We start from the raw sequence: 21,937 nt of genomic DNA, 5'->3' as shown, positions 1-21,937 counted from the left end.
CATCTCGCGGACGGCGTCGGGCGGTGGGTGAGCCATGGCCGCCGGCCCGTACGGGGTGCCTCCGAGGACGACCGGGTGTACTCCTGCGAGCGGAGGACGGGTCGTCCCGCAGGTCGACGGCGGACGGGCCGGCGCGCCGTATCGTCGGTTCCATGAGCCGAGGACTTCATCTGGACGCCTACCTGCTGGCCTTCGACACCCAAACCCAGTCCCTGCAGGACCGCACCCGGGCCGGCTTCGTGGTGCGTGCCGCCGCCCTGGCCGAGCTCGCCCACCGGGGCGCCGTCGCCGAGGACGGGGCGGGCCGGGTGCGGATCGTCTCCGCCGCTGCCACCGGTGACCCCGTCCTGGACGCGCTGCTCGCGGAAGTGGGCGAGCGGCCGCGCTCCTGGAAGGCGTGGATCAGGCGCGGCCGCGACGCCACCCTGGAGGCCGTCGAGGAGCGGCTCGCGGTGCTCGGCGCGGTGACCATGGCCGACCGCGATCCCTACGGCCCGGTCGAGCCCCGGCGGACCGTGGCGGTGGAGGACCCCCGCGAGGCCCTGGACCTCCAGGTGCGGGTGGCCGAGGTCGTCCGCGGCGGTGCGCCGGTCTCCGCGGTGCCGTTCACCGACGCGGTCCTCGCGGCGCTGGCCGCCCACGCGCACCTGCGGCTCGTGCTCTCGGGGCACGACCGCCGGGCCCACGGCGGGCGGATCGCCGCACTCACCGGACGGCTCGCCGGCGACACCCCGGGCCTGGCCCGGGCGGTCAGCGGGCTGAACCTGACCATGGTCGCCGCTCAGGGCGGTATGGGCGGGAGTTGACCGGGCCCCTGCCGACAGGCAGACCGGGCGGCCCGCAAGCGCGCCCAGGGGACACGGCTGCACGGCTACTCGACTCCTTCGTTCGTGCGCTTCCGCTCTGCCGGGGAGGGCGTCAGCCGAGGCGGTCCGCGACGTGCGCCCCTTCCCGCACGAAGACCGGGATGCGGTCCAGCGGGGCCCGTGCGTCCAGCGTCGTCCCGCCCTCCAGCACGCGGCCGCCCACCGGCTCGAGCCAGCGGGTACCGGAGGGCAGGTACACCCGACGGGCCCGGACGCCCGCCTCGTACACGGGTGCCACCAGCACGTCGGGGCCGAGCAGGAACTGGTCGTCCACGTCCCAGGCGCGCTCGTCCTCGGGGAAGTCGAAGAACAGCGGACGCATCGGCGGGGCGCCGGTGCCGTGGGCCTCCTCGGACAGCCTCCTCACGTACGGGCGCAGGCGCTCGCGCAGCACGAGGTGGTCGCGGAGGATGCCGTAGGCCTCCTCCCCGTACGACCAGACCTCGTTCGGCCCGCCGGTCATGCCCGTGGCGAAGGCGGGGAAGTTGGGCTCGCGGTCCCCGTGCAGCCGCATGACGGGGCTGAAGGTGCCGTACTGGAACCACCGGATCAGCAGCTCGCGGTACGCCGGGTCGTCCGGGTCGCCGCCGAAGAAGCCGCCGATGTCGGTGTTCCACCAGGGGATGCCGCTCATCGCCACGTTCAGCCCCGCCCTGATCTGGCGCCCGAGGGAGTCGAAGGTCGTGGGGATGTCACCGGACCACAGCAGGGCGCCGTGGTGCTGGCTGCCCGCCCACGCGGAGCGGACCAGCGACAGCGGCCGGTCCTCGCCCGCCGCGCGCAGGCCGTCGGCCACCGCCCGGGCGTGCTCCAACGGGTAGAGGTTCGCAGCCTCGGCCGCGGGACCGGCCGCGTAGACGGCGCGCTCGGCGACACCCCGGGGCACGTCGGGCTCGCAGGCGTCCAGCCAGAAGCACGCCACGCCCAGCGAGCGGTAGTTGTCGTTCAGTCGCTGCCACAGCGCGGCACGCGCGCCGGGGTGGGTGGCGTCGTAGTACGCCATCGGGCGGATCAGGGCGTCCCCGCCGTACCGCGACGGCCACGGGTGGGTGAGCAAGCCGCCGGCCGCGTCCCGTACGAGGTGCCCGGCCGAACGCAGGGCGTCGTACGCGTCGCTGCCGGGCTCGACGGTGGGCCACACCGAGACGGCGAGCCGCACGCCGAGCCCCGACAGCTCGGCGACCATGGCGGCGGGATCGGGCCACTCGCTCTCCTCGAAGCGCCAGTCGCCCATCCTCGGCCAGTGGAAGAAGTCGCAGACGATGACGGACAGTGGCAGTCCACGCTCCTTGTACTCCCGTGCCACCGCGAGGAGTTCGTCCTGGGTGCGGTAGCGGAGCTTCGACTGCCAGAAGCCGCAGGCCCACTCGGGGAGCAGGGGCGGGCGGCCGGTGGCCCGGGTGTAGGAGTCCAGGATCCGGGCCGGGGTGTCGCCGGCGGTGATCCAGTAGTCGATGCGTCCGCCGCCGTCGGCCGTCCACCGGGTGGCGTCGGCGCCCAGCTCCACGCGGCCGGTGGCGGGGTTGTTCCAGAGCAGTCCGTAGCCGCGCGAGGAGTGCAGGAAGGGGACGGCCACCACGGTGTTGGCCTGGACGAGGTCGATCACGCAGCCCTTCTGGTCCAGGCGTCCGTGCAGGTGCTGGCCCAGGCCGTGCAGCCGTTCGCCGGCGTAGGCCTCGAAGGACTGCTCCGTGCGGCCTCCCGCCGCGTGGACGCGGGCGCCGCAGTGGTGGGCGCGCGGGTCCCGCTCGGCGAGGAGTTCGCGACCCGACGCGGCGTGGCGGAACGTCAGTCGGCCGTCCGCCGAGGCCTCGACGGCGACTCGGCCGTTGACCAGGCGGGCACAGCCGTCGTCCGAGACGGACAGCTCGGCGTGCGGGCGGGGCGAGGGGGCCGGCAACGCGCCCGGGGCGGTGGGGTCGATCGTCCCGGAGGAGGCACGCACCCGGACGGCGTCCGGCCCCCAGGGCTCGATCCGGAGGACCTCTGCGGCGGTGTGCCGTTCCAGACCGCCCGCGCGAATGCTGTAGGACAAGGGTGGTTCCTCTGTTCATCTCAAGTGGCGGGTGTGTGCGGGCAGATGCTCTCCGGGCACCGGGCGAGGAAAGGGGGCGGCGCCCTGCACACGTCTGGGGTGGCATGCAGGGCCCCGCGTTCGGGGGCGGCCTCAGACCGGATAGGGCACCGAGGCCTCGAGGGCGCCGGCCGGGCTGACGTACAGGGCGCCGTCCGGGCCGCCGATCCGAAGCTGCCAGGGGTGTGGGCTGTCGGTGGTCACCCGGAGGCGGTCGCCGGTGCGGTGCAGGTGGAAGCGGGCGCTCTCGCCGGGGCCGTCGCTGCGCGGGATCTCGACGGTGCGCTCGGCGCCGTCGGCGAAGGCGTGGACCCGCAGTTCGACGCCTTCCGCCCAGGCGGAGACCGGGCGCTGGTCGTCCGCGCCGAGCGGGATGACGGAGTCGGGACGGGCCAGGAGCGGCAGGGTGTGGAATCCGTGCTGCTCGCGCACCCAGCGCGGGCCGGTGACCTGGTCACCGGTCAGCAGGTTGGTCCAGGTCCCGTCGGGCACGTAGTACTCCACGGTGCCGTCCTCGGTGAAGACCGGGGCGACGAGCAGGTCGTCGCCGAGCAGGTACTGCCGGTCGAGCGCGGCGGCGGCCGGGTCGTCCGGGAACTCCAGCACCATCGCCCGCATCACCGGAACACCGGTGGCGTGTGCCTGCTGCGCCGCGCGCTGGAGGTAGGGCGCCAGACGGTGCTTGAGCAGGGTGAACTCGCGGGTGACCTCGACGGCCTCCTCGCCGAATTCCCACGGCACGCGGTAGGACTTGCTGCCGTGCAGCCGGCTGTGTGAGGACAGCAGGCCGAACTGCGTCCAGCGTTTGAAGACGGCGGGCTCCGGGGTGCCCTCGAAACCGCCGATGTCGTGGCTCCAGAAGCCGAAACCGGACAGGCCGAGGGACAGTCCCCCGCGCAGCGACTCCGCCATGGCGTTGAAGTGCGACTCGCAGTCGCCGCCCCAGTGCACCGGGTACTGCTGGCCGCCGACGGTGGCGGAACGGGCGAACAGCAGCGCCTCGCCCTCCCCGCGTTCCTCGCGGAGCAGCTCGAACACCGCCTGGTTGTACAGCTGCGTGTAGTAGTTGTGCATCCGCTCCGGGTCGGAGCCGTCGTGCCACACGACGTCGGTGGGGATGCGCTCGCCGAAGTCGGTCTTGAAGCAGTCCACGCCGATGTCCAGCAGCGTGCGCAGCTTGCCGCGGTACCACTCGCGCGCGGCGGGGTTGGTGAAGTCCACCAGGGCCATTCCCGGTTGCCACAGGTCCCACTGCCAGACGCTGCCGTCGGGCCGGCGCACGAGGTGGCCCTCGCGGACGCCTTCGGCGAACAGCTCCGACTTCTGTGCGACGTACGGGTTGATCCAGGCGGAGATGCGCAGCCCCTGTCGTTTGAGCCTGGCCAGCATGCCGGCCGGGTCCGGGAAGGTCTCCGGGTCCCACACGAAGTCGCACCACTGGTACTCGCGCATCCAGAAGCAGTCCAGGTGGAAGACGCTCAGCGGGATGCCGCGCTCCGCCATGCCGCCGACGAAGCGGTTGACGGTGGCCTCGTCGTACTCGGTGGTGAAGGAGGTGGTCAGCCACAGACCCAGTGCCCAGGCCGGGGGCAGCGCGGGGCGGCCGGTGAGCGCGGTGTAGCGCTCCAGGACCAGCTTCGGGGTCGGACCGTGGACGACGAAGTACTCCAGCGACTGGTCCTCGACGCTGAACTGGACCTGCCCGACGGCCTCGGAGCCGACCTCGTAGCCGACCTTGCCGGGGTGGTTGACGAACACCCCGTAGCCCCGGTTGGTCAGGTGGAACGGAACGTTCTTGTAGGCCTGTTCGCTGCTGGTGCCGCCGTCCGCCTGCCAGATGTCCACCACCTGGCCGTTGCGGACGAACGGGGTGAACCGCTCCCCCAGCCCGTAGACCAGCTCGCCGACGCCCAGGGCGAGTTGCCCGAGCATGTGGTGCCGGCCCTCGGCGTCGGTGACGAAGCCGGTGCCGCGCGCCCCCACCGAGGTCAGGACGCGCCCGCCGGCGGTGAACTCCAGCTGCCACGGCTTGGCGGTGTCCACCCGCACGGCCAGTTCGCCGGAACAGAGCTCCACCACGTCGCCGTCCCGCCGCACCTTCCCGGCGCCCTGCTCGGCGCCGGGAAGGGCGAACTCGGGCCCGCGCCGCACCGAGCCGGCGTGGTGCGTGGTGCGCACGCCGATCACGCCTTCGGCCGGGGACCAGCACTCGACGGTCAGCAGCGGGCTGTTGAGCGTGTCACCGCGGCCGCGCACGTGTTTGACGGACGCGTAGAGGGTCATCCGGTCCTCGCCGGTGCGGACGTCGGCGACCTCGGTGGCGTAGCGCGCGGTCACGCCCGGGCGCATCAGCCAGTAGCCGTCGGTGAACTTCATCGGGCAGGTTCCTCCGTCCGCGCGCGGTGCGCGGTGATCAGGCCCCGGTACCAGTGGTAACTGTCCTTGGGGGTTCGGGTCAGGGTGTCGTAGTCGACGCGGACCAGGCCGAAGCGCTGTTCGTAGCCGCGGGCCCACTCGAAGTTGTCCAGCAGGGACCAGACGTCGTAGCCGCGCACGTCGACGCCGGCCGCGACGGCCTCGGCGACGGCGGCCAGGTGGCCGGCGAGGTAGTCGATCCGGTCCCCGTCGTGGACCAGGCCGTCGGGGGTGACGGTGTCGGCCTCGGCGGATCCGTTCTCGGTGATCCAGACCGGCGGGAGGTGCGGGCAGCGGGCATTGAGATCGCACAGCAGTTCGGTGAACGCGGACGGGACGACGGGCCAGCCCATGGTGGTGAGCCGGGTGCCGTACGGGATCGGCTCGACGACGCCGATGTCCGTGGCGGTTCGCGGTGCGGGGTCGTCCGCGCGGTGCGGGGCCGCCTCGACGGTGATCGGCCGGTAGAAGTTGATGCCGACGAAGTCCAGTGCTCCGCCGATGAGTTCGAGGTCCCCGGATCGGCGCCAGGGGCCGTCGGCCAGGCCCTCCCAGGTCTCGGTCTCGTGCTCGGGGTAGCGCCCGGCGAACAGCGGCTCGGTCCAGACCTCGTTGTGCAGCACCTCGGCCCGGCGCAGGGCGGCGAGGTCCTCGGGCCGGCCCGATGCGGCGTGCAGGCGGTCGAGGTTGAGCGCGATGCCGACCTCGCGGGCGCCGGCGGCGCGCAGCTCCCGCACGGCCAGGCCGTGGCCGACCAGCAGGTGGTGGGCGGCCGCCAGCGCCCCGCGGCCCTCCCGGGCGCCGGGCGCGTGCCGGCCCTCGGCGTAGCCGACGAAGGCGGAGCAGAACGGCTCGTTGAGGGTGATCCAGCGCTCGACCCGGTCGCCGTAGCGCTCGGCCGCGACCGCGGTGTACTCGGCGAAGGCCTCGGCGGTGTCCCGCTCCCGCCAGCCGCCACGGTCTTCGAGGGCCTGCGGCAGGTCCCAGTGGTAGAGGGTGACGGCCGGCGCGATCCCGGCGTCCAGCAGTTCGTCGATCAGCCGGTCGTAGAAGTCGAGGCCCTTGGGGTTGACCGCACCGGTGCCCTGCGGCAGCAGGCGCGGCCAGGAGAGGGAGAAGCGGTAGCCGTCGACGCCGAGCTCGCGCAGGAGGGCGACGTCCTCGGGGTAGCGGTGGTAGTGGTCGCAGGCGGTGTCGCCGGTCGCACCGCCCAGGGTGCGGCCCGGGGTGTGGCTGTAGGTGTCCCAGATGGACGGGCCGCGGCCGTCCTCGTCGTGGGCGCCCTCGATCTGGTAGGCGGCGGTGGCGGCGCCGAACCGGAATCCGCGGGGCAGTTCCGGGAAGGGCACGGTGGTCATGCGGCGTACCTCACGGGGTGTCTCGGTGAGCGGGCATGGCGGTCACAGCTCCGGCGCCAGCCCGCGGTCGCGCAGCCAGGACAGCTGGACGGGCGGGTTGGAGCCGCAGCCGCCGGCGTGGTCGGCGAAGGGCCAGACGGTCATGGTGCGGTCCTCGCCCGCGTAGTGGTTGAAGGCCGCGTAGACCGTCCGCGGCGGGCAGACCGGGTCCATCAGGCCGACGCTGAACAGGGCCGGCGCGGTGGCCCGCTGGGCGAAGTTGACGCCGTCGAAGTAGTCGAGGGTGGCGAAGGTGGGCTGGACGCGGTGCCGGCTGTGCCAGCGCAGGTAGTTGACGAGTTCCTGGTACGGCCCGTCCAGCGCGAGGTGGGCGGCCTCGCGGTAGTGGCACAGGAACGGGACGTCGGGCATCACGGCGGCCACCCGGTCGCCGGTGAGTCCGGCGACGGCGAGGGCCAGGCCGCCGCCCTGGCTGCCGCCGGCCACGACGATCCGGTCGGTGTCGAGACCGGACAGCTCCGCGACGGCGTCCACGGCGCGCGCGCAGTCGGTCATCAGTCGCCGGTAGTAGTAGTGCTCCGGGGAGTCGATGCCGCGGGTCATGAAGCCCCCGACCCACTGGGTGCCGTCGCCCGTGGTCCGGTCCGGGGTGTCGTGGCCCTGTCCCCGGGTGTCCACGACGAGCTGGGCGTAGCCGGCGGCGGACCAGTACAGGTGCTCGGTGGGCAGCCCCCGGCCGCCGGAGTAGCCCATGTAGGTGACGACGACCGGCAGCGGGCCCGCCGCGCCGCGCGGGCGCAGCAGCCAGGCGGCCACCGGTTCGCCGTTCCAGCCGGGGAACCGTACGTCGTCGACCTCGACGGTGCGCAGTCCGTACTGCGCGGTGACGCGTTCGGCCTTGACCACGCCGCCGTGGGAGCGGGCCTCGGCGAGGGTGCGCTGCCAGAACTCGTCGAAGTCCTGCGGGATGGTCGACTCGGGCTGGTAGTCGCCGAGTTCGTCGGCGCCGAAGTCGGTGAGCGGCACGGGGGCTCCTCCGGGTGCTGCGAGTTCGAGGTCGGGTGGTGAGGTGTGGGCGGTGACGTGTGGGCCGCCTGCGGGGGGTCGGTGACGTGCGGGCCGTCACGATGCGGCGGGCGGGATCGCCCGGCCGGTGAGCCGGGCCGGAACGGGTGGCGGTCCGCCCGCCACGGGCGGACCGCCGGTGCGCGGGGCTGCTGCCCTCAGCCGGCCGCGCCGAAGCGCAATGCGGTGAGCCGGAAGTCGCCGTGCAGGGTCAGGGCCAGGTCGTGCACGCCGTCGAGCGGGTCGGCGAGTTCGGCGGTGCTGCTCGTCCAGGCGTAGCGGTCGCCGGTCACGGGCACGTCGATGTCGGCCAGCACTCGGCCTCCCGCCCGGACTTCGAGCCGTGCCCCGCCGGTTCCGGCGCCCTCGCGGGCGGTCTCGACCTCGAGCGTGCGGGCGCCGGCGAGGTCGACCTCGCGGAAGAGCAGCACCGCGGGCTGCGCGGGGTCGGTGGGCGTGACGGCGTCGCCGTCGGAACGGGTGGCGTCGACGATCGTGGCGTCCTCGTAGTCGTCGAAGTCGACCGCCCGGATCCGGTGTCCGAGGCCCGCCCGGGGCGCGGCGGGCGCCCCGGTCACGGTCAGCGGCGCGGTGAGCACGGGGTGGTCGGCGCTGCGGGCGACGATCACCTCGTAGCCGCCGGGGTCGACGACGAAGTCGCCGGTGGCGACGGACCAGTGGGCGAGTCGGTCGGCGGACAGGCGGAAGGCCAGCTCGCGGCTCTCCCCCGGCGCCAGCCGGACCTTGCGGAAGTCGGCCAGGCGCAGCCGGGGCGCTTCGAAACGGGCCTCCAGGGCGCGGCCGTAGATCTGGACGACCTCACTGCCGGGCCGCGCTCCGCCGTTCTCCAGGGTCACGGTGAGCTCGGCCGAGCCGTCCCGGCCGATCGACGACTGCGACAGGTGCAGGTCGCGGTGGACGAAGTCGGTGTAGGACAGCCCGTGGCCGAAGGGGTAGAGCGGGACTGAACGGTGGTACTGATAGGTCCAGCCGGCCTTGATGATGTCGTAGTCGAGCGGGGCGGGCAGGGGGTCGTCGCCCCGGTACCAGGTCTGCGGCAGGCGGCCGGCGGGCTCGGTCTCGCCGAGCAGCACGGCGGCCAGCGCGTGTCCTGTCTCCTGCCCGCCGTGGGAGGTCCACACCACGGCGGGCAGGTGCTCGTCGGCCCAGTCGAGGGCGTAGGGGTAGCTGCTCATCACGACCAGGGCGGTGTCCGGGCGGACCGCCGCGACGGCGCGCAGGAGTGCCTCCTGCCCCTCGGGCAGGTCGATGTCGGCACGGTCCTCGGTCTCGCGGCCGTTGATCATCGGATGGTTGCCGAGGACGACCACGGCGGCGTCCGCCGTCGCGGCGGCCGCCTGTGCCTCGGCGGCGCCGTCACGCACCGGCTCGCGCCGCCAGTGCTCCGCGTCCTGCGCGCTCTCGGCGGTCATGCTCACCCGGCCGTCGAGCGGGTCGACGGCGGCGTAGCGCCCGGTGAACACCGAGCGGAGCAGCACGGTGTCGGGGCCGGCCGGTTCGAGCCGGAAGGTCTCCTTGACGAACCAGCTCTTGATGACGTCCTGGTCGGCGGCCAGGGCGCCGTCGTCCTGGAGGCTCAGGTACCGGCCGGTGTCGGCGGCGCGCAGGGTGGAGGCGCCGCCGCCCCAGTCGGTCACGTCGAAGGCGGTCTTGCCGAGCGGTTCGCCCGTGGTGCACGAGCGCAGGGCGATCCGGTCGGAGCCCTCCACCTGGACGACCTCACCACCGTGGGCGGCGAGGGCCGCGGCGAGTCCGGTGGCGATGCCCACCCGGTACGGCATGGTGCCGCTGTACCAGTCCTCGAAGAGGGTGTCGGCGAGCGGGCCGATGACGGCGATGCGCGGTGTGCGGGCCGGATCGAGGGGCAGCAGGCCGTCGTTCTTCAGCAGCACGGTCGACTCGGCCGCCGCCTTCCTGGCCAGGTCGCGGTGCTCGGGGCTGTCGATCACCTCGGGGCCGGTGCCGGCGTACGGGTCCAGCTCGGGGTCGAACTCGCCGAGGCGCATGCGCAGTTCCAGCTGACGCCGGACGGCGCGGTTCACGTCGGACTCGTCGATCAGGCCGCGTTCCAGCGCCTCGCGCAGTCGGCCGACCGGGGTCTCGCTGTCCTCGCCGTGGTCCGTGAAGCTGTCGATTCCGGCCTTGAGCGCGGCGGCGTGGGACTCGGCGTGGTCGTCGAAGTAGTGCTCCGGGTCGACCAGGTTGGACGGCGCCTCGGCGTCGCTGACGACGAACAGCTCGTGGCCGGTCGGCCTGGCCCAGCGGCGCAGTTCCTCCTCGATCAGCGGACTCACGTGACAGGGGCGGCCGTTGACCAGGTTGTAGGCGGCCATCGCACCGGTCGCGGCGCCGGAGGCGACGACGGGGCGGAAGGCGGCGAGGTCGTACTCCTGGAGTACGCGGGGACGCAGTCCGGAGGAGGTGGTGCAGCGGTCGTCCTCGTTGTTGTAGGCGAGGAAGTGCTTGAGCACCGGGGCGGTCCGCAGGTACGTCGGGTGGTCGCCGGAGAGGCCGCGGCAGAACGCCTCGCCGACCCGCGCGGTGTGCACCGGATCCTCGGAGTAGCCCTCCTCGTTGCGCCCCCAGCGCGGGTCCCGCAGCAGGTTGAGCACCGGGGCCCAGGCCTGCAAGGAGTTGGCCCCGCGCTCAGGGGTGCCGAGCGCGGGCGGGCGGTGGTAGTGGAAGGCCCGCAGCTCGGTCGAGACCGCCTCGCCGACCGCGCGCACCAGTTCCTCGTCCCAGCTGGCGCCGAGGCCGACGGCCTGCGGGAAGACCGTCGCCACGCCGAGCCAGGAGACGCCGTGGAGACCCTCGCTGCCGGTGCGGAAGGCGGCGACGCCCAGACGCGGGACGGCCGGCGCGTACTGGTGCAGCATCGCGAGCCGCTCGTCGGGCGTGAGTCGGTGGAGCAGGTCGTCGACGCGCTTGCGCAGGGGAAGCGTGGGATTGCGGAAGTCGGGCAGGCCGACTGCGGGCTCAGGCACGGAACTCACGTGGAATACCCCTCGGGCGGGCTGGGCTCGGTGGTCACAAGTCGAAGCGCTTCGACGCTGGCACGCTCCAGATCGTCTGTCAACTCCCCAGGAAACAAAAGGATTTGGATTTGTTCACCCTCTTGTCGAATCGGTAACACGTCGTTAGTCTCGCCGAAACATCCAAGCGCTTCGACGCTTCGACGCTTCGACGGAGAGGGCCGCTCGCCATGAGATCCGGGATGAATCGCAGAAGCTTCCTGAGTACCGCTGCGACGATCGCGGGAGCCGCCGCGATGGCGCCCCTGTTGTCCGCCTGCGGGGGCGACTCGACCAAGAAGGCCGGCGCGAACACCAGGGAGGGCCTGAAGGCGGCCCTGCCGACCTACCTGCCGAACGCCAACGCGGTCAAGCCGGACATAGCCCCCGCACAGGGCGGATCCGACATCGCGACCGACCCCGCCTACCTCTCCTACCCGGCCTCCCCGCCCACCAGCGTCTCCGGCGTTCCGGGCAAGGGCGGCAGCTACACGGCGGTCACCCCGATGTGGGGCACCAACCCACCGGTCGGCAACTCCTTCTACCAGTCGCTGAACAAGGCGCTCGGAGTCGACCTGACCGTCAAGCCGACGGACGGGATCAACTACAGCACTATCATCCCGACGATGACCGCCGCCAAGAAGCTGCCGGACTGGATCAACCTGCCGGCCTGGTTGAACTCCAACTTCAACACCGGCGCGCTGGTCGGCACCCAGCTCGCGGACCTGACCCCGTACCTGTCCGGCGACAACATCAAGAAGTACCCCAACCTGGCCGCCCTGCCCACCGGTGCCTGGCAGAACGGGGTCTGGGGCGACAAGCTGTACGGGATCCCCTGCTTCTCCACCAGCTTCGGCATCCCCGGCGCCACCTTCTACCGCCGGGACGTCCTCGAAGCCCGGGGCATCACGGCCGACCAGGTCACGTCCGCCGACGACCTGATGAACATCGGCAAGGAACTCACCGACGCCAAGCGGGGCGTGTGGGCCTTCGACGACGTGTGGACCTACCTCCAGTTCTCCTGGAACGTCCCCATGAACTGGCGGATCGACAACGGCAAGCTGGTCCACCCCTTCGAGACCCAGGAGTTCCTCGAGGCCCTCGACTGGCACTACCGCCTGGCCACCGCGGGCTACATGCACCCGGACACGCTCGCCGGTGACGTCTCCAACGGGGCCACCCGCTTCTACAGCGGCAAGGTGCTCATCGCGGGCGGTGGACTGGGCGCCTGGAACCTGTCCGACCACCAGTCCGGCATCGCCGCGGACCCGAACTACCGGCGCGGGGCGTTCAACGCCATCGCCGCCGACGGCAAGCGCACGCCGGTGCTCTCCATGGGGGCCGCCGCCAGCATGATCAGCTACCTCAACTCCGACCTGAAGCCGGCACAGATCGAGGAACTGCTCGCCGTCGCGAACTACCTCGCCGCCCCCTACGGCACGGCCGAGTACACCATGGTCAACTTCGGGGTCGAGGGCGTCCACCACACCCGGGTGAACGGCGTGCCGACCTTCACGGACGAGGGCAAGAAGGACGTCCAGCCGACGACCTACCCGTTCCTGGCCGCTCCGGGCTCCGTGATCAGCAACCCGGGCGGCGAACAGATCACCAGGGACTACGCGGGCTGGTCGGCCGCCAACGTCAAGTACCTCTCCAAGCCGCCCTTCTGGGGCATGAACCTCAGCATGCCCCAGGCCATCGCCTCGGCGGCGGCCGCGCCGAACGTCAACGACACCATCAAGGACTGCTACCACGGCAAGAAGAAGGTCTCCGAGGTGCAGGACGCCATCGCCGGCTGGCGCTCCGGCCCCGGGCAGCGGCTCAAGCAGTGGATGACCGACAACGTCCTCGACACGTACGGCACCGGCCAGTGAGCACCGAAGCCCCGAAGCGCCCGGCCGGCCCCGCACGGCTCAGCCGGCGGACCAGGCTGCGGCGCGACAGGTCCCTCCTGCTGATGACGGTGCCCGCTGTCGTCCTGCTCCTGGTGTTCAACTACGCCCCGCTGTTCGGCGTCGTCACCGCGTTCCAGGAGTACGACCCACTGGTCGGGGTCTGGCACAGCGAATGGGTGGGCTTCGACCAGTTCCAGCAGCTGTTCGGCGACCCGGCGTTCTGGGCCTCCATGAAGAACACGCTGTACCTCAGCTTCGTCCAGCTGATCCTGTTCTTCCCGGTCCCGATCGCCCTGGCCCTGCTGCTCGACTCCGTGATGAGCGAGCGGATCCGCAACTTCTTCCAGTCCGTGGTCTACCTGCCGCACTTCTTCTCGTGGGTGCTGGCCGTCACGATCTTCCAGCAGATGCTGGGCGGCGCCGGCGTGCTCAACCAGTTCCTGCGCCAGCACGACATCGGCACCTGGGACATCATGACCAACCCGCACACCTTCGCGCTGCTGGTCACCTCCCAGGCGGTCTGGAAGGAGGCGGGCTGGGGGATCATCGTCTTCCTCGCGGCGCTGAGCGCGATCAACAGCGAGCTGTACGAGGCCGCGGCCGCCGACGGCGCCGGGCGGTTGCGGCGGATGTGGCACATCACGCTTCCGGGCCTGCGCGGGGTGATCGTGCTGATGCTGGTCCTGCGGCTCGGCAACGCCCTGTCCGTCGGGTTCGAGCAGTTCCTGGTCCAGCGCGACGCCGTCGGCCACGAGGCCGCGGACGTCCTGGACACCTTCTCCTTCTACTACGGCATCGCCACCGGCGGCTACAGCTACGGCGCGGCGGCCGGGCTCTTCAAGAGCGTGGTCTCCCTCCTGCTCATCTGGGGTGCCAACCGGCTGGCGCACGCCTTCGGCGAGGACGGGCTGTATCGCAGATGACCAATGCACTCACCCTCGGTTCCCGGCGCGAGAAGCGCCGCCAGGTCGCGACGTCCGCCCGACGCCGGGCCCGCTCCGCCCGCCCGCCGTGGGAGGAGCCGCCCACCCCCGTCGGCCAGGCCGCCAAGGGGCTCACGCTCGGCGGGACGCTCGCCGTCATCCTGGTCCCGCTCTGGATCATCGTCCTGACCAGCTTCTCCACCCCCGGCGCCATCAACCGGGCCGGCGGCCTGGTGATCTGGCCGGACGGCCTGACCACCGAGACGTACCGCCAGATGCTCGGCGACCCGACGATCGTCACCGCGCTGGGGGTGAGCCTGGGCATCACCGTGGTCGGCACCGCGCTGTCCCTGGCCGTCTCCGTCCTGTGCGCCTACGGTCTCTCCCGGCCGCGCTCCCTCGGTCACCGCTTCGTCCTGCTGCTGCTGATCGTCACGATGTTCATCAGCGGCGGCCTGATCCCGAGCTTCCTGGTCGTCACCGGCCTCGGCGGCTACGGCCAGTGGTGGGCGCTCATCCTGCCGAGCTCGGTCTCGGTCTTCAACATCCTGGTGCTGCGCGCCTTCTACCAGGAGACGTCCTCCGAACTGATCGACGCGGCCCGGATGGACGGCGCCGGGGACTGGCGGATCCTGTGGTCCGTCGTCCTGCCCACCTCTCGCGCCGTCACCGCCGTCACCGCGCTGTTCTACGCCGTCGGGTACTGGAACTCCTTCTTCAACGTCATGCTCTACATGCCGACGGACAGTCAGAAGTGGCCGCTGCAGTACGTGTTGCTCAACTACGTCAACCGGGCGAACGGCCTGCCCGGTTCGGTCAACTCCGGCTTCGGGAACACCCACGCGCAGACCGCGCCGCTGTCGCTGCAGATGGCGGTCGTGGTCCTCACGCTGGTACCACTGGTGATCGTGTACCCGTTCGTGCAGAAGCACCTGCGCACCGGTGTCCTCACCGGAGCGATCAAGGGCTGAGCCGTCCGCACCGGGCCCGACGGGTCCGACGGTCCGGGGCGGTCCGCCACGGACCTCCCCCGTCGCACGGGACCGCTCCCCACCCGAATCGACACGAAGGAAGCAGAGCGATGGTGACACTCGCCGATGTGGCCAGGCACGCCGGCGTCTCGTCCAGCACGGTCAGCTACGCCCTCAGCGGCAAGCGCCCGATCTCCGACGGGACCAGGAGCCGGATCGAACAGGCCATCACGGACCTCGGGTACCACCCCAACGCGGGTGCCCGGGCCCTGGCCGGCAAGCGCTCGCACATCATCGCCCTGGTGGTGCCGCTCCACCCCGAGGTGCACGTACCCACCATGATGGAGATCGCCATCGCCGTCACCGTGGCGGCCCGCGAACACGGCTACGACGTGCTGCTGCTCACCAACGACGAAGGGCCCGAAGGGGTCCGCCGGGTCGCCGCCACCGGGCTCGCCGACGGCGTCATCCTGATGGACATCCGACTGGACGACGACCGCATCCCGGTGCTGCGGGCCGAGGAGATCCCGGCCGCGCTCATCGGCCTGCCCGACGACCCGGCCGGACTCTCCTGCGTCGACCACGACTTCGCCACCGCCGGCGCGCTGTGCGCCGACCACCTGGCCGACCTCGGTCACCGCGACATCGCCTTCATCGGCTACAGCAGCGGCGTCTACCGACGGCACGCCGGCTACGCCGAGCGCACCCTGAACGGCTTCCGCGCCCGCGCCGAACGACGCGGCCTGCGCTTCCTCCACCGAGCCTGCGAGGGCACCTACGAGAGCACGGCCGGCACCCTGGCCCGGATCCTCGCGGACCGCCCGGACACCACCGGGTTCGTCGTGCAGAACGAGGCCGCGATCGGCCCGCTCCTCACCCTCCTGCGCGCCACCGGGCGGACCGTACCGGAGGACACCTCCGTCATCGCCATCTGCCCCGACGCTCTGGCCGAGCAGCACTCGCCCCGGCTCACCTCCGTGACCAGCCCCAAGAAGGACCTCGGGCAGGTCGCCGTCGAACAGGTCATGGCAAGGATCGCCGCGAACGCGGTCGGCGACGATCCGGAGGATCAACTCCTGTTGATGCCACCGGAACTGGTGGTCCGCGAGAGCACCGCACCGGCCCTGCGACGCAGTTGACCCCACGTTCGGAAGGACGGTTCCCAGATGGACATCCGCCGGCTCACCGATCGCCTCGGCGGCCTCGCCTTCGGCGGGGACTACAACCCCGAGCAGTGGGACGCCGAGGTGTGGAAGGAGGACGACGAGCTGATGCACCGGGCGCGCGTCAACCTCGCCACCGTCGGCGTCTTCTCCTGGGCTCTGCTGGAACCCGAGGAGGGCCGCTACGACTTCGACTGGCTCGACGCCCACCTCGACCGCCTCCACGCCGCCGGCGTCGCGGTCGACCTGGCCACCCCCACCGCCTCCCCACCCCCCTGGTTCACCCTGGCCCACCCGGACGCCCTGCCCGTCGGCCCGGACGGCACCCGCCTGACCCACGGCAGCCGGGACACCTACTGCCTCACCGCCCCCGCCTACCGCCGGGCCGCCCGCCGCGTCGCCGCCGCCCTCGCCGAGCGCTACGGCGACCACCCGGCGCTCGCCCTGTGGCACGTGCACAACGAGTACGTGACCCTCTGCTGGTGCGACCACACCGCCGCCGCCTTCCGGGTCTGGCTGCGCGCCCGCCACGGCACCCTGGAGGCCCTCAACGAGGCCTGGGCGACGGCCTTCTGGAGCCAGCGCTACACCTCGTGGGAACAGATCCTGCCGCCCCGCCAGAGCCAGTGGCACCGCAATCCCGGTCAATCCCTGGACTACAGCCGGTTCTGGTCCGACGAGACCCTCGCGGCCTACCGCGAGCAGCGCGACGCCATCCGTGCGCACAGCGACCGGCCGGTGACCACCAACCTCATGCTGCCCGGCTACCAGAACCTCGATCTGTGGGCCTTCGGCCGCGAGGTCGACGTGGTCTGCGTCAACCACTACCCCGACGCTCCCGGCGTCGACGCCGCCGCCCACGCCGCCTTCGACGCCGACCGGGCCCGGTCGATCGCCGGCGGCGCCCCCTGGCTGCTGATGGAATCGGGCACCAACACCGTCTACGCCGGCGGCCGCGTCCTCGCCAAGGAGCCGGGGGACATCCTGCGCCACTCGCTCGCCCACGTCGCCCGCGGCTCGGAGGGCACGCTGTTCTTCCAGTGGCGCCAGTCCCGGGCCGGCGCCGAGCAGTGGCACTCGTCGATGGTCCCGCACGCCGGACCGGACAGCAGGACCTTCCGCGAAGTCACGGCGGCCGGAGAGGCCGTCGCCCGGCTCGGCGAGCTCGCCGGCTCCACCGTCCGGGCGGAGGTCGCCGTGCTGCACGACTCCGACGCCTGGTGGGCGATGAAGGTCGACGGCCTCCCGTCGCCCGATCTCGAGTACGTCCCCGCACTGCGCCGCGCCCACCGGGCCCTGTGGGACGCCGGGCTGACGGTCGACTTCGCCCACCCCGAACACGACCTGGGCCGCTACCGGGTCGTCCTCGCGCCGGCCCTGTTCCTGCTCACCGACGCGGGCGCCGAGAACCTGCGCCGCTACGTCGCCGACGGCGGCACCCTGCTCGTCCAGCACTTCAGCGGCGTCGTCGACGAACGCCTGCACGCCCGGCTGGGCGGCTACCCGGCCGCGCCGCTGCGCGAGGCGCTGGGCGTCCGGGTCGAGGAGCACCGCCCGCTGCGGCAGGGCGAGCGGATCACGCTCTCGGACGGCTCGACGGCCACGGCATGGAGCGAATCCCTGCGCACCGAGGGCGCCGAGACGCTGGCGGCCTACACCCACGGCATGCTCGACGGCGGCCCGGCGCTCACCCGACACGACTTCGGTGGTGGCCACGGCTGGTACCTCTCGACCCGCCTCGACGACTCCGGCTACGCGGCCCTGGTGGGGAGGCTGCTCCGGGAGGCCGGCGTCACCCCGGACCTGCCCGACCTGCCGGCCGGTGTGGAGGCCGTGACCCGCCACGCGCCGGACGGCCGGAGCTGGCACCTGCTGCTCAACCACCGCTCCGAGGCCGTGCCGCTTCCCCGGCCGAGCCACGACCTGCTCACGGACGGGCCGCTGGCCGCGCTGCCGCCCGGCGGCTGCGCGGTCCTGCGCACCTGAAGGTTCCCCCTCTCCCCGCCGCACCGAGGAAGGCCACCATGAGCGACCCGCGCGAGACGATCCGCTGGGGCCACGACGCCCTGGAGCTGGAGATCGCCCTGGGCGAGCACGGCACTCCCCGCCTGGTCAGCATCGGCGCCCCCGGCGAGAAGACCACCGGCCCGCGCCCCGGCGCACCGCTGCCGCTGGTGGAGGTGACGACCGCCGCTCTCGGCCGCTCCTGGTCGGGGCGCCACCTCGTCGACAGCGCCCTCGGCGGACGGCTGCGCCACCGCTCCCACCACGCGACCCGGGACGGCGACTGGCACGTGCTCACCGTCGAACTCCACGAGCCGCAGACCGGTCTGACCGCCGAGGCCGTCTACCGCTCCCCGGACGGCCTGCCGGTGCTGCGCAGCGAGGTGCTGCTGCGCAACGAGGGCCCGCGGACGCTGCACCTGGAGTCGGTCGCCTCGCTCGTGGCCGGCTGCCTCACCGGGGGTGACCCGGTGGATCTGGACAACGCCGACCTGCTGTGGGCGGAGAACGAGTGGTTCGCCGAATGCCGCTGGCAGCGCCAGCCGCTGCGCGTGTCCTCGCCCGAGCGCAGCGGCCGCTTCCGCACCGCCTCCGGCCGCAGCACCCGCGTCGTGGCCGGGCAGGGCGTGTGGTCCAGCTGTGGGCACCTGCCGATGGGCGGCCTGACGGACCGCGGGTCCGGCCGCACCTGGCTGTGGCAGATCGAGCACAACGGCGGCGGCTGGCGCTGGGAGTGCGGTGTGCGTGACGACACCGCCTACGCGGCGCTGTACGGTCCCAACGATGCCGACCACGGCTGGCGCCACCCGCTGGAGCCGGGAGCCGAGTTCCGGGCCGTGCCCGTGGCGCTCGCCCTGGCCACGGACGGCGGCCCCGAGGACGCCTTCGCCACCCTCACCCGCTACCGCCGCGCCACGCGCCGGCCGCACCGCGACCACGACCGGTTGCCGGTCGTCTTCAACGACTACATGAACTGCCTGATGGGCGACCCGACCACGGCCGAGCTTCTGCCGCTGGTCGACGCCGCCGCCGAGGCCGGCGCGGAGTACTTCGTCATCGACGCCGGCTGGTACGACGACGGCGGCAACTGGTGGAGCTCCGTCGGGGCCTGGGAGCCGTCGGCCTCCCGCTTCCCCGGGCCGAAGGGCATCCACGAAGTCCTGGACCGCATCCGGGAGCGGGGCATGGTCCCCGGCCTGTGGCTGGAGCCGGAGGCGGTCGGGGTGAACAGCCCGGTGGCCGGCTCCCTGCCGGACGAGGCGTTCTTCCGGCGCGACGGACACCGCGTCGAGGAGGGTGGGGGCCGGTACCACCTGGACCTGCGCCACCCCGCCGCCCGCGCCCACCTGGACCGGGTGGTGGACCGCCTGGTCGGCGGATGGGGCGTCGGCTACCTCAAGCTCGACCACAACACCGACCCGGGCTCCGGCACCAGCAGCCACCTGCGGGAGGTTCCGGCGGCCGGGCTGCTCGGCCACAACCGGGCCCACCTCGACTGGCTCGACGGGGTCCTGGACCGGCACCCGGACCTGGTGATCGAGAACTGCGCCTCCGGCGGCATGCGGATGGACCACGCCCTTCTCTCCCGGCTCCAGTTGCAGTCCACCAGCGACCAGCAGGACCTGCTGCGCTACCCGCCGATCGCGGCGGCCGCCCCCACGGCCGTCACGCCCGAGCAGGGAGCCGTCTGGGCCTACCCGCTGCCCGAGGACTCCCCCGACGAAGTCGCCCTCACCATGGCCAACGCGCTCCTCGGCCGCATCCACCTCTCCGGCCGGATCACCGAGCTCTCCCCGGAGGCACGGGACCTGGTCCACGAGGCGGTCGCCGTCCACAAGTCGATCCGCGCCGACCTGCCGAAGGCGCTGCCCGCCTGGCCGCTCGGGCTCCCGGGCTGGGAGGACCCGTGGATCGCCCTGGCCCTGCACACCCCCGCCACCACCTACGTCACCGCCTGGCGCCGCTCCGGCGAGGAGAGCACCAGGGATCTCGACCTGCCCCACCTGGCCGGTGCCGATGTCCGCGTCGAGGTGCTCTACCCGTCGTCGAGCCGGGCCGCCGCGACCTGGAATCCGGACACGGCCGCACTCGTCCTGACCCTGCCGGCGGCCCCGTCGGCCGTCCTGCTGCGCCTCACCGAGGAGCCGTCCGAGAGGAGTTGACGATGCGTCCGGCGACCGCGCGCGCCCCACCGCGCCGGCCCGCTTCCCGAACGGAACACGCTTCGCGTCCGGGCCCGATCCCGTGCACTCGCACCGGGCCCTCGCCATCCAGAACGCGGGAGTTCGCTTCCCCCACTCGAACACCACGCACCCCCACCCCTGGAGGGACGCAATGACATCATCCGCCCAGTCCTGTCGTGAACGCGTCATAGCAGCCGCGGCGGCCCTGTCGCTCGCGGTCACCGGCGCGATCGCCGCCGTGGCGCCGCCCGCGGCCGCCGCGAACTCCGTGTCGGTGTCGGTCGACGCGGCCCTGCAGCTCGCCACCGTCCCCGCCACCGGCATCGGCGTCAACATCCCGGTCTACGACGCCACCATGAACGCCGCCGCCACCCCCGGCCTGCTCGGCACCGCCGGATTCAACGCCGTCCGCTACCCCGGCGGCAGCCACTCCGACGTCTACCACTGGCAGACCGGCACCGCCGAAGGCGGCGCGTACGTCGCCCCCAACACCGGCTTCGACGCCTTCATGGGCACCGTGCGCGCCGCCGGAGCGCAGCCGATCATCACCGCCAACTACGGCTCCGGCACGCCGCAGGAGGCCGCCGCCTGGGTCCGGTACGCCAACGTCACCAAGGGCTACGGCGTCACGTACTGGGAGATCGGCAACGAGGTCTACGGCAACGGGGAGTACAGCAACGGCAACGGCTGGGAGTACGACACCCACAGCAGCAAGAGCGCCACGACCTACGCGAACAACCTGCTCCAGTACATCTCGGCGATGAAGGCCGCCGACCCGAGCGTCAAGATCGGCGCCGTGCTGACCACCCCCGGCTACTGGCCGGACGGAATCGTCGGCCCGGGCGACACCATGGACTGGAACCACACCGTCCTGTCGACCGCCGGCCCGAAGCTCGACTTCGCCATCGTGCACGCCTACCCCACCAGCACCAGCCCGGCCGACCTGCTCACCAAACCGCAGGCCCAGAACGCGAACATCGCCGGCGCCGTGCGCTCGCTGATCAACCAGTACGCCGGGTCCAACGCCCCCAACGTCGGCATCGCGGTGACCGAGGCGAACGCCCAGGCCTACCTGGACACCTCCCCCAACGGACTGTTCGCGCCGGACGACTACCTCACCTGGCTGGAGAACGGCGCGTTCAACGTCGACTGGTGGGACCTGCGCAACGGCACCGACTGCGCGAAGGTGACCACCGTCGAGGGCGCCACCGACTACAACGACGGCGGCATGGTCTCCAGCGGCGCCTCCTGCGAGCCGGCCCTCAACACCCCCTTCCCCGCTTACTACGGCACCCAGATGATCAGCAGGCTGGGCGCGCCCGGTGACACGCTGGTCAAGGCCGCCAGCTCGTCCTCGCTGCTCTCCGCGCACGCCGTCCGCCGCGCCGACGGCGACGTGGACGTCATGCTGATCAACAAGGACCCGAACAACGACGCCACGGTGAACCTCTCCTACGCCGGGTTCACCCCGTCCTCCGCCACCCCGACCGTCCACTCCTACCTCAAGAACGCCCACGGGATCGGCACGGCCCAGAGCGGCAGCCCGACCGCCCAGACCGTCCCCGCCTACGGGATCACGGTCGTCCAGATGCACCCCACCGGCGCGGCCTGCCGGGTCGTCTACACCAAGAACGAGTGGGCGGGCGTCATGGTCGGCACCGTGACGGTCGTCAACAACGGCCTCGGCCAGGTCAACGGCTGGTCGCTCGGCTTCGACTTCCCCGGCGACAACGCCATCACCAACAGCTGGAACGCCTCGGCGTCGCAGAACGGCCCGAGTGTCAACGCCGCGAACGTGTACTACAACCCGGCCGTCCCGCAGGGCGGGAGCGTCCAGTGGGGCTTCAAGGCCACCTGGTCCCGCAGTGACGCCGACCCCTCCGCCTTCCGGTTCAACGGCGCCTCCTGCGCGATCGGCTGACTCCAGATCACCACCGAGTGAGGAGCCGGCGGTGCTCCGGGCTCCCCAGGGCCCGGGGCACCACCCC

Annotated in this window: 13 protein-coding genes; 8 read left to right on the top strand and 5 right to left on the bottom strand. The window is 72.4% G+C overall.

All coding sequences use genetic code 11. The features are described 5' to 3' along the window. Nucleotides 1–152: 152 nt before the first annotated feature. On the top strand, nucleotides 153–806 hold the full coding sequence (locus PUR71_RS38075; RefSeq protein ID WP_329931858.1) for a GOLPH3/VPS74 family protein: 654 nt from the start codon (nucleotides 153–155) through the stop codon (nucleotides 804–806). A gap of 112 nt (nucleotides 807–918) precedes the next feature. Here the strand turns inward: PUR71_RS38075 and PUR71_RS38070 are convergent, their stop codons facing one another. The 5 genes from PUR71_RS38070 to PUR71_RS38050 all read right to left on the bottom strand — a co-directional run bounded on the left by PUR71_RS38070 (nucleotide 919) and on the right by PUR71_RS38050 (nucleotide 10,783). After that, nucleotides 919–2,901: a glycoside hydrolase family 31 protein gene (locus tag PUR71_RS38070; RefSeq protein WP_329931857.1), complete on the bottom strand. Its 1,983-nt coding sequence runs from the start codon at nucleotides 2,899–2,901 to the stop codon at nucleotides 919–921. A 132-nt stretch (nucleotides 2,902–3,033) separates the two neighbouring features. After that, on the bottom strand, nucleotides 3,034–5,316 hold the full coding sequence (gene yicI, locus PUR71_RS38065; RefSeq protein WP_329931856.1) for an alpha-xylosidase: 2,283 nt from the start codon (nucleotides 5,314–5,316) through the stop codon (nucleotides 3,034–3,036). After that, entirely contained in the window at nucleotides 5,313–6,713 is a 1,401-nt protein-coding gene (locus tag PUR71_RS38060; RefSeq protein ID WP_329931855.1) for a GH1 family beta-glucosidase, read from the bottom strand. The genes yicI and PUR71_RS38060 overlap by 4 nt, the downstream gene beginning before the upstream one ends. A gap of 42 nt (nucleotides 6,714–6,755) precedes the next feature. Then, the gene (locus PUR71_RS38055; protein ID WP_329931854.1) at nucleotides 6,756–7,739 is read right to left on the bottom strand and encodes an acetylxylan esterase; all 984 of its coding nucleotides are present in this window, start codon (nucleotides 7,737–7,739) and stop codon (nucleotides 6,756–6,758) included. 197 nt (nucleotides 7,740–7,936) lie between these two features. Beyond that, the gene (locus tag PUR71_RS38050; protein ID WP_329931853.1) at nucleotides 7,937–10,783 is read right to left on the bottom strand and encodes a glycoside hydrolase family 3 C-terminal domain-containing protein; all 2,847 of its coding nucleotides are present in this window, start codon (nucleotides 10,781–10,783) and stop codon (nucleotides 7,937–7,939) included. Nucleotides 10,784–11,067: 284 nt separating this feature from the next. Between PUR71_RS38050 and PUR71_RS38045 the strand changes: the two genes are divergently transcribed. The 7 genes from PUR71_RS38045 to PUR71_RS38015 all read left to right on the top strand — a co-directional run bounded on the left by PUR71_RS38045 (nucleotide 11,068) and on the right by PUR71_RS38015 (nucleotide 21,870). Next, nucleotides 11,068–12,684 (top strand): ABC transporter substrate-binding protein, encoded by a 1,617-nt coding sequence (locus tag PUR71_RS38045; protein WP_329931852.1) that lies wholly within the window; start codon nucleotides 11,068–11,070, stop codon nucleotides 12,682–12,684. Continuing rightward, a complete protein-coding gene (locus tag PUR71_RS38040) occupies nucleotides 12,639–13,628 on the top strand; it encodes an ABC transporter permease (protein WP_443077717.1) in 990 nt (329 codons plus the stop codon). Before PUR71_RS38045 ends, PUR71_RS38040 begins: the two co-directional genes overlap by 46 nt. Beyond that, nucleotides 13,625–14,599, top strand: coding sequence for a carbohydrate ABC transporter permease (locus PUR71_RS38035; RefSeq protein WP_329931850.1), 975 nt, complete (start codon nucleotides 13,625–13,627; stop codon nucleotides 14,597–14,599). Before PUR71_RS38040 ends, PUR71_RS38035 begins: the two co-directional genes overlap by 4 nt. A gap of 110 nt (nucleotides 14,600–14,709) precedes the next feature. Beyond that, a complete protein-coding gene (locus PUR71_RS38030) occupies nucleotides 14,710–15,738 on the top strand; it encodes a LacI family DNA-binding transcriptional regulator (RefSeq protein ID WP_329931849.1) in 1,029 nt (342 codons plus the stop codon). A gap of 27 nt (nucleotides 15,739–15,765) precedes the next feature. After that, the gene (locus tag PUR71_RS38025; protein ID WP_329931848.1) at nucleotides 15,766–17,748 is read left to right on the top strand and encodes a beta-galactosidase; all 1,983 of its coding nucleotides are present in this window, start codon (nucleotides 15,766–15,768) and stop codon (nucleotides 17,746–17,748) included. 38 nt (nucleotides 17,749–17,786) lie between these two features. Beyond that, nucleotides 17,787–19,928, top strand: coding sequence for a glycoside hydrolase family 36 protein (locus PUR71_RS38020; protein WP_329931847.1), 2,142 nt, complete (start codon nucleotides 17,787–17,789; stop codon nucleotides 19,926–19,928). A 172-nt stretch (nucleotides 19,929–20,100) separates the two neighbouring features. Further along, complete coding sequence (locus PUR71_RS38015) at nucleotides 20,101–21,870, top strand: cellulose binding domain-containing protein (protein ID WP_329931846.1); 1,770 nt, start codon at nucleotides 20,101–20,103, stop codon at nucleotides 21,868–21,870. The last annotated feature ends 67 nt before the right edge of the window (nucleotides 21,871–21,937 follow it).

It is taken from the genome of Streptomyces sp. SP17BM10 (assembly GCF_036322405.1).
Lineage (GTDB): Bacteria > Actinomycetota > Actinomycetes > Streptomycetales > Streptomycetaceae > Kitasatospora.
Note: the sequence above shows the minus strand (reverse complement) of the source record. Positions and strands in the feature narration are given on the sequence as shown.

What these genes read in the sequence shown, in the direction of transcription:
- PUR71_RS38035 (WP_329931850.1), top strand. Translation starts at nt 13,625, where the DNA reads ATGACCAATGCACTCACCCTCGGTTCCCGGCGCGAGAAGCGCCGCCAG.
- PUR71_RS38030 (WP_329931849.1), top strand. Translation starts at nt 14,710, where the DNA reads ATGGTGACACTCGCCGATGTGGCCAGGCACGCCGGCGTCTCGTCCAGC.
- PUR71_RS38025 (WP_329931848.1), top strand. Translation starts at nt 15,766, where the DNA reads ATGGACATCCGCCGGCTCACCGATCGCCTCGGCGGCCTCGCCTTCGGC.
- PUR71_RS38060 (WP_329931855.1), bottom strand. Translation starts at nt 6,713, where the DNA reads ATGACCACCGTGCCCTTCCCGGAACTGCCCCGCGGATTCCGGTTCGGC.
- PUR71_RS38045 (WP_329931852.1), top strand. Translation starts at nt 11,068, where the DNA reads ATGGCGCCCCTGTTGTCCGCCTGCGGGGGCGACTCGACCAAGAAGGCC.
- PUR71_RS38020 (WP_329931847.1), top strand. Translation starts at nt 17,787, where the DNA reads ATGAGCGACCCGCGCGAGACGATCCGCTGGGGCCACGACGCCCTGGAG.
- yicI (WP_329931856.1), bottom strand. Translation starts at nt 5,316, where the DNA reads ATGAAGTTCACCGACGGCTACTGGCTGATGCGCCCGGGCGTGACCGCG.
- PUR71_RS38015 (WP_329931846.1), top strand. Translation starts at nt 20,101, where the DNA reads ATGACATCATCCGCCCAGTCCTGTCGTGAACGCGTCATAGCAGCCGCG.
- PUR71_RS38075 (WP_329931858.1), top strand. Translation starts at nt 153, where the DNA reads ATGAGCCGAGGACTTCATCTGGACGCCTACCTGCTGGCCTTCGACACC.